The 15,187-nt window shown below is 46.7% G+C and carries 13 protein-coding genes; 3 read left to right on the forward strand and 10 right to left on the reverse strand.

Going from position 1 to position 15,187, the window contains the following annotated elements:
- Nucleotides 1-226 precede the first annotated feature (226 nt).
- The 4 genes from ACXX53_RS18625 to ACXX53_RS18640 all read right to left on the reverse strand — a co-directional run bounded on the left by ACXX53_RS18625 (nt 227) and on the right by ACXX53_RS18640 (nt 3,843).
- Nucleotides 227-1,264: a hypothetical protein gene (locus ACXX53_RS18625; protein ID WP_458570191.1), complete on the reverse strand. Its 1,038-nt coding sequence runs from the start codon at nt 1,262-1,264 to the stop codon at nt 227-229.
- Between the two features lie 439 nt (nt 1,265-1,703).
- Nucleotides 1,704-2,465 (reverse strand): ABC transporter permease, encoded by a 762-nt coding sequence (locus ACXX53_RS18630; protein WP_458570192.1) that lies wholly within the window; start codon nt 2,463-2,465, stop codon nt 1,704-1,706.
- Nucleotides 2,466-2,537: 72 nt separating this feature from the next.
- A complete protein-coding gene (locus ACXX53_RS18635) occupies nt 2,538-3,236 on the reverse strand; it encodes an ABC transporter ATP-binding protein (protein ID WP_458570193.1) in 699 nt (232 codons plus the stop codon).
- 82 nt (nt 3,237-3,318) lie between these two features.
- Nucleotides 3,319-3,843 (reverse strand): PadR family transcriptional regulator, encoded by a 525-nt coding sequence (locus ACXX53_RS18640; protein WP_458570194.1) that lies wholly within the window; start codon nt 3,841-3,843, stop codon nt 3,319-3,321.
- A 262-nt stretch (nt 3,844-4,105) separates the two neighbouring features.
- Here ACXX53_RS18640 and ACXX53_RS18645 point away from each other — a divergent pair, with 262 nt between their 5' ends.
- Nucleotides 4,106-4,582 carry a hypothetical protein gene (locus tag ACXX53_RS18645; protein ID WP_458570195.1) on the forward strand — a complete coding sequence of 159 codons (477 nt, stop codon included), beginning with the start codon at nt 4,106-4,108 and terminating at the stop codon, nt 4,580-4,582.
- Between the two features lie 255 nt (nt 4,583-4,837).
- Here ACXX53_RS18645 and ACXX53_RS18650 read toward each other — a convergent pair whose 3' ends face one another.
- From ACXX53_RS18650 to ACXX53_RS18670, 5 genes are all read right to left on the reverse strand, one after another.
- Nucleotides 4,838-5,299: a DMT family transporter gene (locus ACXX53_RS18650; protein ID WP_458570196.1), complete on the reverse strand. Its 462-nt coding sequence runs from the start codon at nt 5,297-5,299 to the stop codon at nt 4,838-4,840.
- Nucleotides 5,300-5,319: 20 nt separating this feature from the next.
- On the reverse strand, nt 5,320-6,018 hold the full coding sequence (locus ACXX53_RS18655; RefSeq protein WP_458570197.1) for a Crp/Fnr family transcriptional regulator: 699 nt from the start codon (nt 6,016-6,018) through the stop codon (nt 5,320-5,322).
- 55 nt (nt 6,019-6,073) lie between these two features.
- Entirely contained in the window at nt 6,074-6,502 is a 429-nt protein-coding gene (locus tag ACXX53_RS18660) for a DMT family transporter (protein WP_458570198.1), read from the reverse strand.
- 139 nt (nt 6,503-6,641) lie between these two features.
- The gene (gene thrS / locus ACXX53_RS18665) at nt 6,642-8,555 is read right to left on the reverse strand and encodes a threonine--tRNA ligase (RefSeq protein WP_458570199.1); all 1,914 of its coding nucleotides are present in this window, start codon (nt 8,553-8,555) and stop codon (nt 6,642-6,644) included.
- Between the two features lie 656 nt (nt 8,556-9,211).
- Complete coding sequence (locus ACXX53_RS18670) at nt 9,212-10,288, reverse strand: FAD:protein FMN transferase (protein WP_458570200.1); 1,077 nt, start codon at nt 10,286-10,288, stop codon at nt 9,212-9,214.
- 365 nt (nt 10,289-10,653) lie between these two features.
- Between ACXX53_RS18670 and ACXX53_RS18675 the strand changes: the two genes are divergently transcribed.
- Together ACXX53_RS18675 and ACXX53_RS18680 are read left to right on the forward strand one after the other, a co-directional pair.
- On the forward strand, nt 10,654-11,124 hold the full coding sequence (locus ACXX53_RS18675) for a ferritin-like domain-containing protein (protein WP_458570201.1): 471 nt from the start codon (nt 10,654-10,656) through the stop codon (nt 11,122-11,124).
- Nucleotides 11,125-11,586: 462 nt separating this feature from the next.
- The gene (locus tag ACXX53_RS18680) at nt 11,587-12,603 is read left to right on the forward strand and encodes a LacI family DNA-binding transcriptional regulator (RefSeq protein ID WP_458570202.1); all 1,017 of its coding nucleotides are present in this window, start codon (nt 11,587-11,589) and stop codon (nt 12,601-12,603) included.
- A 96-nt stretch (nt 12,604-12,699) separates the two neighbouring features.
- Here the strand turns inward: ACXX53_RS18680 and ACXX53_RS18685 are convergent, their stop codons facing one another.
- Nucleotides 12,700-15,150 carry a glycoside hydrolase family 31 protein gene (locus tag ACXX53_RS18685; RefSeq protein ID WP_458570203.1) on the reverse strand — a complete coding sequence of 817 codons (2,451 nt, stop codon included), beginning with the start codon at nt 15,148-15,150 and terminating at the stop codon, nt 12,700-12,702.
- Nucleotides 15,151-15,187: the final 37 nt, after the last annotated feature.

Here is a 15,187-nt window from a genome sequence, read left to right on the forward strand (position 1 = left end):
TAGACGACTCTTCAATGTTCCATAAAGCAATGTAAAAACTCGAAATAACGAGCTATTCAATGCATGAGTAATTACTGTAGGGTAGGACTCCAGATTAAAGGGGCTTAGCCGCAGAGTACAACAATATCTCGAAAAACACGCGTGACGAGGCTTATCACGACTAAATTGTTGTATGATGTACAACAATTTAGTCGTTTCTGAGGAATACAGGTGAAAATGTTGTACTTCATACAACATTTGGATTCGCTGATAGAATATTCTCCGCCACATCCCACAATCTAGGCATAAAATGTAGAACCTCATTAGCACGGTGGTTTAACGCATCAATTGTGGGAATTCCAAGGTCGGCGATCAAGTCCTCAAAGGCCGGCGCGAGTGAACGCTGCAGCTCAGGCGGCGCGTCGGCGGCCAGAATCTTATGGCAGCGCGCATAGGTCGCGGCGATCCAAAATACCGCCTCGCGATGGCATCCGTCGCGGATGAGCGCGCGGCTGCCGTCAATCGCAACCGGACGAGCCGCCGGTGCGATGTCGCTGCTGAAGAAGAACGGCGTCTTAGCCGCCGCTGCAGCGGCATCAAACGTTCGGGCAAGCCCGTCGAGATGATGCTCGACTCGCTGCGGCGACAGATGCGCACAGCCTAACAGCTCCAGCAGCTCCGGGTAGAAGTCCGCTCGGCCGTATGCAATCAGCACATCACGCGCGGCGAGATAGCGTAGCCGCACAGTGGGGTTCCGCAGCGCGGCCACGAGCAGGACATGCGTGGTCACGCCTGTCGGGAACAGCCACGACGTGACCAGATCGTGCAGCGGTGCTGAAGGATCAATCGTCTGCAGTCCGCCCACGATCTTCTCCCTCACATTCTCGCAGCGGCGGCGAACCCATACCCGCTCCGCATAATGGCGAGACACGAGCGCTTGCAGCTTGCGAAGCTCCCCGCTTGGATCCGCAATGATCGTGTCCACGCGAAAGCTGCCTGCTAGATGATAAGATCGCAGAACCTCTTCGTAGGAAGCGATCTGGCTCCAAGAAAGATACGTCACTTCGATCAACACGCCGCGATAGATGAACTTCCCCAGCTTTAACGGAGGCTCAGCCTCTGTCGTTACGATCACGACGTCGATATCACTCACTGCTGGCAGCTCTGTATCATCTGACTGACCAACGGTGGAGCCGCTGTAATAGGCCCCTAGAAACCACGACTCCCGACTGGCATGCTGCGCGACCCATTCCACTGCTGCATTTCTCGCACAACCAATTTTCATGCGTATCCCCCTCGCATCAAGCATTTCTACGGACATTACTGTGCCCCTATGAAATAGAATACGCTCCGCAGATCAGCGTTCAGAATAACAAAACATCATTATTATCTTGTGTTCAATTATCAAAATGGGAGAACTGTGATCTGAGCATTCCTCGGATTAGCGTTAGGAGGTACTATGTTGCATTTCATACAACAATATGAACGATTAAGGGCATTGCTCAGTAGAATTGTTGTACAGAATACAACAATATCTAGAAAAAAACGTGAGATGGGTCTTATCAAGACTAAAATGTTGTATGGAGTACAACATTTTATCGTTTCCTAAGGAGTTATGGTGAAATTGTTGTACTTCGTACAACATTTCTACTGAATTTCTCGAATCGGACAGGTCCGATGACAAAATAGCCTCTGCCGGAAGCTCAAATACTTATATACGCCGTTCACGTCACCTGAATATGCTTATTTCTACGCGCTGCCGGACGCTCATGATCCCACCGGAAGGTTAGTGCGGCGATGACCAATAAGGCAACCGTAAATAAAGAAAGAATACCGAGCGGCAGCCATATGTCCGAGATCGAGCCCGCAGGATTCACGGCTATCCCCATCGCCTTAACTAGATAATAGAACGGCTGAAGCTCACCGATCACACGGATCCATTGCGGCGCATGCTCAAGGGAATAGAATGCCTCACTCGTAAATAGAAGAGGAAAGCTCATCAAGTTGGAAATCATGTTGACGTTGCTCTCATCTCGTGAGAGGTTTGCAGCTATGAAGCCAAGCGAGGTAAAGCATATAGTTCCGATCAGCAGTACGATCAACATAAGCAGCAAGCTGATGGGTTCAAGCTGAATATCAAGAAAGACAACACCGGTCACAATTACACATACGCTTACGAGCAAAGCAAGCACCGTTCTTGCCCCAGTCATTGCCGTTATAAACGATAGAGTAGAGAAAGGTGTCACCCGCAGCAATTTAAAGATCCCCCGATTACGATGCGACATCACGTAGAAGGCCGTCACCATTGTAGCGCTGAACAGCAGATTCGTCGTCAACACACCGCTAAGCAATCGATTCGAATAGTCAGGATTGTCAAAATATAACCCCAGTCCCACCAGCATGGCGATCGGAAAAGCGATATTCCATACAATCGTATGGATGTCGCGAATAATTCCACGCAGAAGCGTTGTTAATACAGTGAGCATCTTTATGTTCCTCCTTCAATAGTTGAATTAGCAAATGGATAGTTAGCTGCTAGTCATCCTCAAGGCATCCTATTAACCTCCGGTTAATGAGATATACAGATCTTCCAGCGTGTTCATCTCATATCGATCAAGCAGAGATGCAGGTGATCCCGATGCTTGGATCTGCCCATCCTTGAGCATAACGATACGATTGGCCAGCTTGTGTACCTCCTCCATATCATGAGAGGTGAACACGATCGAAGTTCCGCTTGCAGCGAGTGACTGGATCAGCTCGCGAATCTCGCGACGAGCCCGAGGGTCAAGCGCAGCGGTCGGCTCATCAAGGAACAGCAGCTTTGGTTCATGCACAAGCGCCATAGCGATAGCCAGCCGCTTCTGCTGTCCGCCCGACAATCTCAAAGCATTCGTTCGTGCGGCTTCGACCAGACCGCAGCGTTCCAAATGAACCATCAGCTGCCTATCCTTCAATCGAAGACCATAGAAGGCAGCGAACAATCTTAGATTCTCGATAACCGTAAACCCGGGAAAGAAAGGGGTAGACTGCAGCTGCAAGCCTATATAACGGTTAGCCTCAGACGTCCAGTAGGCTACGGAACCCTCATCCGGACGCCGAAGTCCTAGAATTAGATCTAATGTGGTTGATTTCCCCGCTCCGTTAGGACCGATGATCGCAACCACTTCCCCCTCTTCAATCACTAGATCCAGTCCATTTACCACCTGCTTCTTGCCATAGGTCTTCACTAGCCCTTGCGCTTTAATCAATGTGCTCATTAGAATCATCTCCTTTAACCAATGTTTATTATCCAACGTTGGATATATGCTTAAAATAAAAATCGCTCTTAACAAGCGACTTTTATTGCTGTAACAGTGAAATAATCTGCTTAAGGAAAGCAATATCCTGTTCATGCAGCGCGATCGCATTATCGAAAGTGGCAATTACAATTGGAGTCAGCCCATTCTGCCCCTTAATCTCCTTACCTAATTTCCACTGTGCCAGTGACTGCTCAACTTGTGCCAGATTCTTTTCAAGTAAACCAATCGCTTCTGGTTTCGGAATATCCTCTATCCAGATCAATCCGAGCGAGAATTCTGATTTGGCGGAATGGGGGGTTGAGGTGAGCGTTTCGCGGATCATTTGTTGATATAACTGCTCGCCTTGCTCCGTAATTCCGTAAACCTTGCGAATTCTTGCGCCGGTTCGTTCTTCAGCAACAGCTTCAATAAGTCCCTCATTCTCCATCTTGTTCAATGCATAGTAAATGGAGCCTGAGAGCACATTCGCCCACACATCCATTCGGCTCAACTGGATCAGCTGTTGAATCTCATACCCGTGCATCTGACGTTGTCGTAAAAATGAAAGTATGATTAGATTAGTCACTCGTATTACAACCTTCCTGCATCAGCCGTTAACTCATAGTTTGAATACATAAGTTTGTATATCCAACATTGGCTATTTGTGTAATAATCACACTATACTCCATTGTGGATTTTATTGTCAATCCCACAGTTTACTTTATGCAATGGCCACTCCTTATTTATGAACAGCTAAGACCAATGACGGTGCAAGTTATTATAATTTCCTTCATTGCATTACAATATAAATTATTGAAGAATATTACATTTAATTTGGAGGAGTAGATATGAAATACTTAAAATACTTATTTCTATTAATTTTGATATCATTAATAAGTTCCTGTTCAGATGTAGATTTTGAGACTAAGCTACACCCAAATATCTTCTTTAATTTAAAATATGAAATAATAACAGATCAAAATAAAATTATTGAAGAACACCATCTTAATAATGGATCACTAAAGGATGGTGAAACAGTAATGATAAAAGTTTATATCTATGCATACGAACATGAAAAAGCTAGTTCTCCAATTTCTAATATCGAATTATTTTTTAAAAATCCTGATAACTATATCTCTATAAGTGGAGGAGGATTTATGAACCCTCCCTTTGAGTCTAATAATTCGGATCACGCAATACGAACAATTATCATGTATGGTGGGTATGCTGATGCCATAAACTACTTGAATAGCGTTGATTTTGTTTTGAAGTGGAAGGAAGATGAAAATAGTAAATCGATTATTTTAAAGCCTGATACTGATTAATTTATATACCTTTATTAATACTGAGCATTTTGCATACCGGCACCCTTGGGTGTCCATTTTTACTGTTTTATAGGACTCAATGTAGGTTTCTTTTTCAATGTGTTTGTCGCAGTAGTTCTAACCATAACCTCAAGAAACTTAACTCGAATGACCTCCATTTCACTTACCTCCTAAATGATAATGCCAATCTTAATATGTCATGGAGCAATATATGGGGACATTAGAGTTCACGCACAGTGTCTCTTCGTCGTACTCTCAACTCACGCTCACTTGCTTCACGCGTGCGCCGCCTAATTTGAAGACCAAGATGCCACACGCGATGACCGTTACACCTAACAGCTGTTGAAGCGTAAATGGAACCTGTTCCAGACCGAACAAGCCAAGTGAATCCCACAGCAAGGCGAACCCTAGCTGGGAAGTCATAACGATAGAGGTGGCATACGTAGGACCAAGCAGCTTGATCCCATTCATCATGCAAATGACTACCCCGACGCCTATCATTCCGCTGAACCAGTACCATCCCTGCATATGCTGCAAGTTAAATAGATTTCCCCCTTCAACGATCAGGCCAATCGTCAGGGAAGCCGCGAATCCTAAACCCAGCACGATGGCAGTAGCGGTCCAAGATCCGGCATGCTGATTCATTTTACTATTAAAAATATTCTGCACACTAACTAATGAACCTGCGACCAATGCCATCAGCAAACCTGTAATCATGAGCATCACCCGCCTTTCCTTTATTCATAAATATTGTTACCAGCCAGCGCACGCAGCCCTTCCTTGTTCTTCACGATGATGCAATCCTTATTACGCTCAATTAGTCCCTCAGTACAGAGCTGATGGATAACTCGATTCACATGTCTATAGCTCGTTCCGATCAGGTCCGCAGCATCTCTCAAATTGCTCGTACTAAGCTGTCCTATGAAATGCTTATCTGATTCATCAAACGAGACCGACAACAGATAGCTCGCCAACCGCACTTCGACCGGATACATCAGATTAAAGCTCAACGAATTGGATTTCATGCAAAACTTTTGGGTAATAATCCGCAATAAGAACTGCAACAGAGGTGTGTAGTCGCTTCCGTATCTCTTCAGCCAGCGTTGATGAATCCCGATCATATGGACCTGCGATACAGCCTCTACAGTATTGATCATGTCATTGCCCGCTACGTATTCAATCTCCCCAACAACATCAAGCGGTTTCTTAAAGGATACAATCAGCTTCTTGCCTTCAGGAGAAGTAACATAGACTTTCACTTTCCCCTTCACCAATATATATAGAACCTGCGAAGGTTCTCCTTGTGAACAGATAATTTCTCCTTGATCATAGCTGTACAGCGACAAATGAGACATTAGCGGTTCATTAAATATACCCTCGATGCTATAAGCATGCAGATACTGCATCAGCTGCTCCCGATCTTGAATCTCTTTCATAGCTTGGCCTCGCCTTCTCTTCTTGCATTTCTCCCAAGATAACATAAATATCTGATCAAATTCCCAATATCACTACGCCCGCTATCATCATGCCGATGCCGATGAACTGCGGCAGTCTCATCTGCTGCTTCAGCATCCCAAACCATCCCCGACTGTCGATGAGAAAGGTTAGACTTAATTGGGCAATCAATACGGCGGATATCGTAATCGTAGCACCAACCTGGTGAATAGCTGTAATATTACTAGAAATAATGATTGCCGCAAAGGCTCCGCCCGACAAATATAACGGTCGTACCTGCTTTAGCTTCCGCCATTGTCCTCCGTCACGTCTAAATATCAGAATCAGCAAGGCTGTCATGAATCCGGTCCATTGCGTCAATGTCGCTGCTTGCCAAGTGCCAATATCTTGGCTGATCCGCGCATTGGCAACACCTTGCAGCGTAATAAAAGCTCCCGCCATGAATGCGAATAGGATTCCTCTCATGCTGCTCTCCCCCATATCCATTTATTTATTATTTAATAATGGATTCGAGGATTCAGGGAAGGACATATGTCCTCGGCTAATCATCGATTACATACAAATAATGCTGCCCCGCAGCAGCATTGTGCGGGACAGCATCTATTTACTTTCTTGATTGTATATCTGCTTTCATCTGCTCGATCATCTCTTCAATACTTACGATGCCGAGGTCGCCTTCACTGCGTTTTCTTACGGATATACGGCCCGAGCTCTTCTCATTCTCGCCAAGCACGAACATGTACGGCACTTTCTCGAGCTGCGCTTCGCGTATCTTGTAGCCGAGCTTCTCATCGCGCGCGTCTACCTCCACCCGAATCCCGGCATCGTCCAGAGACTTCTTCACTTGGAAGGCATAATCAACATAATTCTCAGACACCGGCAGCAGCTTCGCCTGAACCGGAGCCAGCCATAGAGGGAACGCCCCCGAATAGTGCTCGGTAATGATCCCTATGAATCGGTCAATCGAACCATACACGGCGCGATGAATGACGACCGGCCGATGTTTAAGACCATCCTCACCGATGTATGTCAGATCAAACTTCTCAGGCATCTGGAAATCCAGCTGTATCGTCCCGCACTGCCAGCTTCGCTTCAATGCATCTAAGATGTGGAAGTCAATCTTAGGACCGTAGAATGCTCCATCGCCTTCATTGATCCGATATTGGATGCCTCGCTTATCTAATACGTTCTGAAGCGATTGCTCCGCTTGATTCCACAGCTCTTCTGAGCCCATATAATCTTCAGGCCGAGTGGACAGCTCGATCTTATATTCAAATCCAAATACTTGATAGATATGGTCAATCAGCGCGATGACCCGGCTGATCTCATCCTCAATCTGCTCCGGCAAGACGAATAGATGCGCATCATCCTGACAGAATGTGCGGACTCGCATCATTCCGTTAAGAGCACCTGAATATTCATGGCGATGCACTTGGCCGAATTCCGAGAGACGGATAGGCAATTCCCGATAGGAATGTAGGCTGTTCTTGTAGATGAGCATATGCCCTGGGCAGTTCATCGGCTTCAGCGCGAACTTCGTGTCGTCCACGTCAGTAAAGTACATATTATCCTTGTAATGATCCCAGTGTCCGGACTGCTCCCACAGCCGATTATTCATCATCAGCGGAGTGCGAACCTCTTCATAATCCCGCTGCCTCTGTATTTCACGCGAGAAGTTCTCAAGCTCTGTGCGAATCGTCATCCCCTTCGGCAAGTAGAAAGGCATCCCAGGTGCTTCTTCCGAGAACATAAACAGACCTAGCTCTCGGCCAAGCTTGCGGTGGTCACGCTTCTTCGCCTCCTCAAGAACGTGCAGATACTCTTCCAGCTGAGCTTTTTTTGGAAATGAAGTCCCGTATATTCGCTGCAGCATCTTATTATTGGAATCCCCGCGCCAGTACGCACCCGCTACATTTAACAGCTTGAATGCCTTGATTCGTCCAGTAGCCGGGAGGTGCGGACCTCTGCAGAGGTCCAAGAATTCACCCTGTTCGTATAGGGATAGGACTTCATCCTCCGGCAGGTCGCGGATCAACTCCAGCTTGAGCGGCTCTTCCAGCTTCTCGAATAGTTGTATAGCTTCTGCTCGGCTTACGACTCGACGAACGATCGGAATATTCTCTTGGATGATCTTTTCCATCTCACGTTCGATCGCGACAAGATCTTCCGTAGACAACGGATTAGCGATGTCGATGTCATAATAGAATCCATCTTCGATTACTGGACCTATTCCAAGCTTAACAGCCTGAGCTCCATATATTCGCTTGATCGCTTGAGCCATCAGGTGCGCAGTACTGTGTCTATAGATATCTAGGCCCTCTTTACTGTCGAGTGTAACTATTTCAAGGAGGCAATCATGCTCAAGCGATTGATTAAGATCGACGAGCTTGCCATCCAGTTTACCAGCTACAGCCAGCTTCTTCAGTCCGGTACTAATAGATTCCCCCACTTGCATAATGGTCGTTCCTTGTTCTACCCTCCTAATTGTTCTGTCTGGCAAAGTTACATTGATCTCCATGATTGTGCCTCCATTTCTCCATTACTGGTTATCGTTGAACGCAAAAAAACGCATCTCTTCCCCCAAGGGACGAGTGCGTTCAGCTCGTGGTTCCACCCTAATTCGACCTCCAGCATGTCATTCGATGGCATTCGCCAAAGTATGCAGCAGCAAGGTCCTTATTAGTATCCGTTAACGGGGATAAGTCGGTGCCGCTTACAGCCGTGATCTATTCCGATCAACGGGTTCAACGCCACGGCTGCAAAGGGGTAATTCCACAACCGATATCTGGAGAAGCTTTCAGCCTGAACTTCTCTCTCTGGACAGCTCGCGTAGGGAATCATGTCTTTGGTCATTGCCTTGTATGTGATTATTGGATCAATAATACATATTACTCTTGTTAAAGTCAAGGTTAAGAAGGAATAGCTTCGAAAACATCGGAAGTAAAACTTATAATTAACCGAGACGTTTCCACCAACATTCGTGTCTATAATTATACGTTGATGTTATGCTGGAAAACGAGTGTCCAATGTGTTAGTCCCAACTTCTGAATGCATTCTTTAACAAGTTGATTCATATATAATGCTCCTTTCGTGTTGTCTTCCCAAATAGGCTAGACACTCTAGAAGATAGAATCACACCAGACATACAGAATCATAAGACTCTCCATTATGGAATCAGTTTGTATCAACCACTGTGTATTGGGGATTTGTTAAGTTAATCTTCCCTTTCAATCCCGGTGTCATATAAATCTTGTTATCTTCCATAATGAACATCGCTTCAAGACCAGGCTTCTGATTGATATAAGCGAGCCCTTCTTCAAGTCCCATTACAACGACCGCTGTTGAGAGTACATCGGCATCGGTAGCGGTTCCGCCGATGATCGTCACACTCTTGATCCCGTTCTGTGTAGGATAGCCTGTCTTAGGATCAATAATATGATGATAGCGGACGCCATTTTCCATGAAGAACCGTTCATATATACCGGAGGAGTCAATCGTCTCGTCCTTAAGCTGAACGACGGCTAATTGTTTTCCCCGTTCCCGGTCTGGATCTTGGAGACCAATGCGCCACGATTCTCCATTAGGTTTGCTACCAATCGCAATGATACTGCTGCCACCGAGGTCGATAATCGCACTCTTCACCTTCTCTTGACGTAAATAATCAGACACCATATCTGCCGCATACCCTTTACCGATTCCGCCAAGATCGAGAGACATACCTTCTTTGACGAGCTTGATCGTTAAGTTCTTATCATCCATCTCAATATCATGATAGTTCACAAGTGACTTGGCCTGTTGAATGAGACTATCAGCAGGAGGATGCTCTCCTCCATTGCCAATTTTCCATAAATTCACGAGTGACCCGATACTGGGATCAAAAGCTCCCTTGGTATCGATCGCATAGTCTAGAGATACTTTGACGAGATCGTACGTACCTTGTGAAACCTTTACCGCTTCTTTTCCTGCCGCAGCATTCACTTGGTAAATTTCACTCTGTTTATTGCTCATATTAATTTGTTCATCGATTTGATCCAGCATCTTCTCAATTTGTTTGAGATGCTTCTTCGATTCTTGATCCCCGTATAACTTCAGATTAATAATCGTATCGAACTTAAAGAGGGTTTTGGTCACCTGCTCATTCGACATTTCTTTCTTGCTGGAATTGCTGCTCCATTGAAAGTATCCGATTCCAGCCGCTGCGAACAAAAGGATTGCTGCCGCTGCTATTATAATCTTTGCTCTGTTCGCCATATTAAAGATCGCTCCTTACGAAATGTTGCCATGAAAACCATCAAAATTATCGTCGATGAGGCATTTGAATGTATGTGGTATTTATCACATTACAAGTCTTGCGATAATTCCAGCTCCAGAAACCAGTTATAGCTTCTTCCTGCTTCCATTTTAGCAACTTTCCCTTGAATCAGCAGATCTTAAAATCATCTCCCAAAAATTGACCTTCAAAACATCATTCGCTGGGGTGAATCCCCTATCGGGGACATGTGTCAGCAGTAATCGTAAGGCCGGCTGCACCTTTAAATACAAAATGAATAGGCTAATGTGAAATGCCTAGAAATTGAGGTCTTCCGTGACATTCGATCCTTGAGGGGGTATTAACATTGTATCGGGCACATTCGAATTTTTATCGAGCTAATTTTCAGCCGGTATGGGCAACAACTTATGCTCAAGCATTGGAAGGTATCTATCATGCTGTTCAGGGCGAGAAGCATGATGAATTGTTTTACGATGATCTAATCAATATGGCGCCGACGAAGGAACAGAAAGACATCATCGCATCGATCCGCAATGACGAACGAGGACATAATCGAATGTTCCGAGAGATGTACACCGAACTTACCGGCCGCCATATTCCAGCGAGCACCGATGTATCCTATACGAAACCCGCTTCTTATAATGAGGGACTGGTTACGGCGCTGTTCGGCGAACTCTCAGCTGTTGAGAATTACCGAAAAATATGGTCCGGTCTGCCTGCTGGCATTTACAAAGACACGGTACTCGGAATTATCATGGACGAACAGAAGCACGCATCAAAATACAATTACTTGTTCACACTGAATCATTCAACTTGATCTCCAACTACCAACTATTGATTAGACGTTCTATGTTGTATTTCATACAACAATATGAACGGTTAAGGTGTAGCTCAGCAGAATTGTTGTATAGAGTACAACAATATCTAGAAAAACACGTGAGACAAGGCTCATCATGACTAAATTGTTGTATGAAGTACAACAATTTATCGTTTCCTGAGGAATGTTGGTGAAAATGTTGTACTTTATACAACATTTCTATCCAACTCCTCGCCACCTCACTCTACTACCCCTTAATATCTGAGTTCGCTGGCAGAATAGCCTCCGCAACCTTCATCAATCAAGGCATAAACCTTAGAACCTCATTTGCTCGGCGGGTTAACGCATCAATTGTGGAAATTCCGAGATCGGCGATCATACCGCTCTATAGGTGTAACGTTTGCGCAATACTAGGATATAACTTATACTCGGAATATATTAAGCTAAGCGAGGATAATCCAAATGGCAGTAACTATTGTAGATGTAGCGCAAAAAGCAGGTGTATCGCCTTCTACGGTATCGCGCGTCATATCGAATGATGTACGCATCAGCCAGAAGACGGTCCGCAAAGTCCGCAAAGTAATGGAAGAACTCGGCTACCACCCTAATATGCTGGCAAAGAGTCTTGTCACCAAGACAACTAACAACATCGGCATCGTCCTGCCACGACCCGCAGATGAGTTATTCCTGAACCAATTTTTCTCTGAGATTATACGAGGTATTGTTACAAGAGCAGCTGCAAGCAGCTATGATGTGCTCATGACAACGGCAACGAATCAGATTGAAGAAAAACAGGCCATAGAACGTCTTGTTCAAGGCCGATACGTAGACGGCATTATCCTGCTGTCATCACGCCGTGATGACCAGATCATTTCATTTCTGCGGGATAAGAAGTTTCCGTTCGTACTTGTTGGACGAAGCGAACACTATGCTGACATCATTTCGATAGACAACGATAACGTTGCAGCCGCCTATGATATGACACGCAATCTCATCCAACGGGGGCACCGCAAGATCGCATTTGTGAGCGGTCCGTTTAACCTGACTCTGTCCAAGGATCGCCTGGATGGATACAGCAAAGCATTGCTTGAAGCAGGCATTCCAGTCCGCAAGGAGCTTATGTATGAAAGTGAATTCACGCAAGAATCTTCTATACATATAGCGGAATGCATAGCTAAGCTGGAAGATCGGCCAACCGCTATCATCACAATCGATGACCTTGTCGCCTTAAGTGTGATCCGCACCTTAAAGAACAACGGTTTGCGCGTTCCAGAGGACTGCAGTGTGGTCGGCTTCAATAATACGCTATTCTCTGAAATGGGCTCGCCTCCGATCTCAAGTGTCGATATCGGTATCTATAAAATGGGCAGTTCAGCCTCACAGGCGCTCATTCAGTCCATAAAGGGAGACGGCTTCGACCAAGCGCGTATTATTGTTCCGCATAAGCTCGTATGGCGGGAGTCTGTGAGCTCGATATAGTAAACTAGTAAACTATGTATTCACATGTAAACAGCGATGGACATCATCGGTATGAACCGATATATCCATCGCTGTTTTATTATTTCCTATTTATGATTACAGCGTAATGTTCAACTCATGACCGCCAGCGTTCTCTGGCAGCTTCACAAGCAATTCACCGCGTTCCGCATCATAAGCCCAGCCTGTCGCCAGACCAGCAAGCTGATCCATCTCCACCTTCTCGCCCATACCCGCAATCGCGGAAGGCGCAGAGGACAAGCCGATCAAACGGATACGCAAGCTGTCGCGCTTCGGCTCATATCCGCGTGCTGTATAAGCTGCCTTCACGTTCAACGACTGCACAGACTCTGTCACTTGGATGAGCATCTTGTTCCATTGCCCGTCTTCATAGGCAAAGGTCAGACCATCATCCTCGTACCATTCCAGCTCGGAAGTCCCGCTTCCGCCCTGCAGATAGATTGATGCCGTCACGTACTCGTCGGCAACCGTTTCCTCCGCATGCTGGCGAACCGGTCCTTCAAGCAGCACTGCGCCTGCGCGCACATAGATCGGAAGCTTCGAGAGCGGCGCATGTACATGGATGTGCTGCTTGCCTGCATAGCGCTCGCCGCTCCAGTAGTCGATCCACTCGCCTTCCGGCAGGTAGACCGAACGCCATTCCGTATTCGGACGATAGATAGGTGCGATCATCACGGAATCGCCAACTAAGAACTGGTCGCATAGGTTATACACCTGCGGATCGTTCGGATATTCAAGCACCACCGGACGCATAACCGGAAGCCCTGTCTTAGAAGCTTCATAGAACCAATGATACAGATAAGGCATCCATTGATAACGCAGGGCGATATACTGCTGGCAGATATGCTCGATCTCTTCGCCGAACGACCATGGCTCTTGGCGAAGCATATCAATGGCGCTATGGTTGCGGACGTATGGGAAGAAGACACCCATCTGCGTCCAACGCGCCAACAGCTCGCCGCTTGTGTGATGGGCGAACCCGCCGATATCAGGACCGGCAAATGGTACACCTGACATCCCCAGATTCAGCACCATCGGCATAGCCATCGACATATGCTCCCAGAAGCTGCGGTTATCGCCTGTCCATACAGCCGCATAGCGCTGAATACCGCTGTATCCAGCACGCGTGAGCACGAACGGACGCTTGCCATCGAGCAACGCCTTCAGCCCTTCATAGCTCGCCTGCGACATGCACATCCCGTACAAGTTATGAAGCTCGCCATGTGTCTTGCGGTCGCCTTCATTGCCGTGCATGACATTCACGTCCATCGTCTTCGTTTCATTGAAGATCGCAGGCTCGTTCATATCGTTCCAGATACCGTCAATGCCAAGGTCCGTGTAGAAGCGCTGGTTCTCCTGCCACCAGTCCCGCACACGGGATTCGGTGAAGTCTGGGAACGCACTCTCCCCTGGCCACACTGGCCCCGTATAGATGTCGCCCTCTGCCGTCTTGCAGAAGCAATCGTTATCGACGCCATCCATATAGACCGCGTACAGCGGATCTTTCTTCACGCCTGGATCGACGATCGGCACGATGTGGAACCCAAGCTCACGAAGCTGTTCCATCATCTGCTCCGGATTCGGAAAACGGTTCTCGTCAAATGTAAACACCCGATACCCGTTCATATAATGAATGTCGAGATGGATGACATCGCATGGAATCTCCTTCTCACGGAACGTATGAGCCAGGTCCAATACTTCCTTCTCATCCATATAGCTGTAACGCGATTGATGATAACCTAACGCCCATTTCGGCGGCAGCGGCATGCGTCCCGTCAGATCCCCGTATCGAACAATAACGTCCTTCAAAGTTGGACCTTCGATCCAATACAGATCGAATTCTCCCGTCCACGATTGAAGCATCGCCATATCCGCATAGGTACGCATATCGAATACCGTTTTACCCGGATTATCCAGGAACAAACCGTAGCTTTTGCCTTCATTCAATACCGTCAAGAAAGGAATCGATTGATAGAGAGATTCCATCTCCGGCACATGCGGCGCATACACATCGGAGTTCCACATCGTATATCGCTCACCGCGCTTGTCAAGGAATCCGGTCTTCTCCCCTAGCCCGTAGATATGATCCTCTTGATTCAATTTTACAAATGCCGTATAGTCGCCCACCGCTTCACGATTGCGCTGCAGACCTGCGATCTCCACGCTCGGCTGTGCTTCCGTTCTAATACTTAAAGTACCTGTACGACGGTTAACTTCAACCGTAGAACTGCCTATCGTGATCAACACTTGCTCATCGTTCTCCGTCCAGTGCAATGGCGATGGCTTACGAGCTTCTGAAGCGATGACAGCCTGTGTGGTCTTCCAATTCGGCTCTTGTCCACGATACGTCTTGAAGCGAATGACCCCGTTCCCTACCGAAGTGATCGCCAGATTAAACTGCTGTCCGACAAGCATTAAGGATTGATCTTTCTCTATCAGATTAGTAATGGTGCCAAGCTGAGCGCCGGTATGACCTTGCGTCTGCTGGGCTGCATTCTCTGGATGTATAGCTGCGCTTGTATCTTGCATGTTATTTCCCCCTACTCCCCGATCCTATAAGGTTTAG

It is taken from the genome of Paenibacillus marinisediminis, from assembly GCF_054343325.1.

Bases quoted from the DNA above. Each gene is read 5' to 3' on its own strand.
- ACXX53_RS18625 (WP_458570191.1), bottom strand. From the start codon at position 1,264: ATGAAAATTGGTTGTGCGAGAAATGCAGCAGTGGAATGGGTCGCGCAG.
- ACXX53_RS18630 (WP_458570192.1), bottom strand. From the start codon at position 2,465: ATGCTCACTGTATTAACAACGCTTCTGCGTGGAATTATTCGCGACATC.
- ACXX53_RS18635 (WP_458570193.1), bottom strand. From the start codon at position 3,236: ATGAGCACATTGATTAAAGCGCAAGGGCTAGTGAAGACCTATGGCAAG.
- ACXX53_RS18645 (WP_458570195.1), top strand. From the start codon at position 4,106: ATGAAATACTTAAAATACTTATTTCTATTAATTTTGATATCATTAATA.
- ACXX53_RS18650 (WP_458570196.1), bottom strand. From the start codon at position 5,299: ATGATTACAGGTTTGCTGATGGCATTGGTCGCAGGTTCATTAGTTAGT.
- ACXX53_RS18655 (WP_458570197.1), bottom strand. From the start codon at position 6,018: ATGAAAGAGATTCAAGATCGGGAGCAGCTGATGCAGTATCTGCATGCT.
- ACXX53_RS18660 (WP_458570198.1), bottom strand. From the start codon at position 6,502: ATGAGAGGAATCCTATTCGCATTCATGGCGGGAGCTTTTATTACGCTG.
- thrS (WP_458570199.1), bottom strand. From the start codon at position 8,555: ATGGAGATCAATGTAACTTTGCCAGACAGAACAATTAGGAGGGTAGAA.
- ACXX53_RS18670 (WP_458570200.1), bottom strand. From the start codon at position 10,288: ATGGCGAACAGAGCAAAGATTATAATAGCAGCGGCAGCAATCCTTTTG.
- ACXX53_RS18680 (WP_458570202.1), top strand. From the start codon at position 11,587: ATGGCAGTAACTATTGTAGATGTAGCGCAAAAAGCAGGTGTATCGCCT.
- ACXX53_RS18685 (WP_458570203.1), bottom strand. From the start codon at position 15,150: ATGCAAGATACAAGCGCAGCTATACATCCAGAGAATGCAGCCCAGCAG.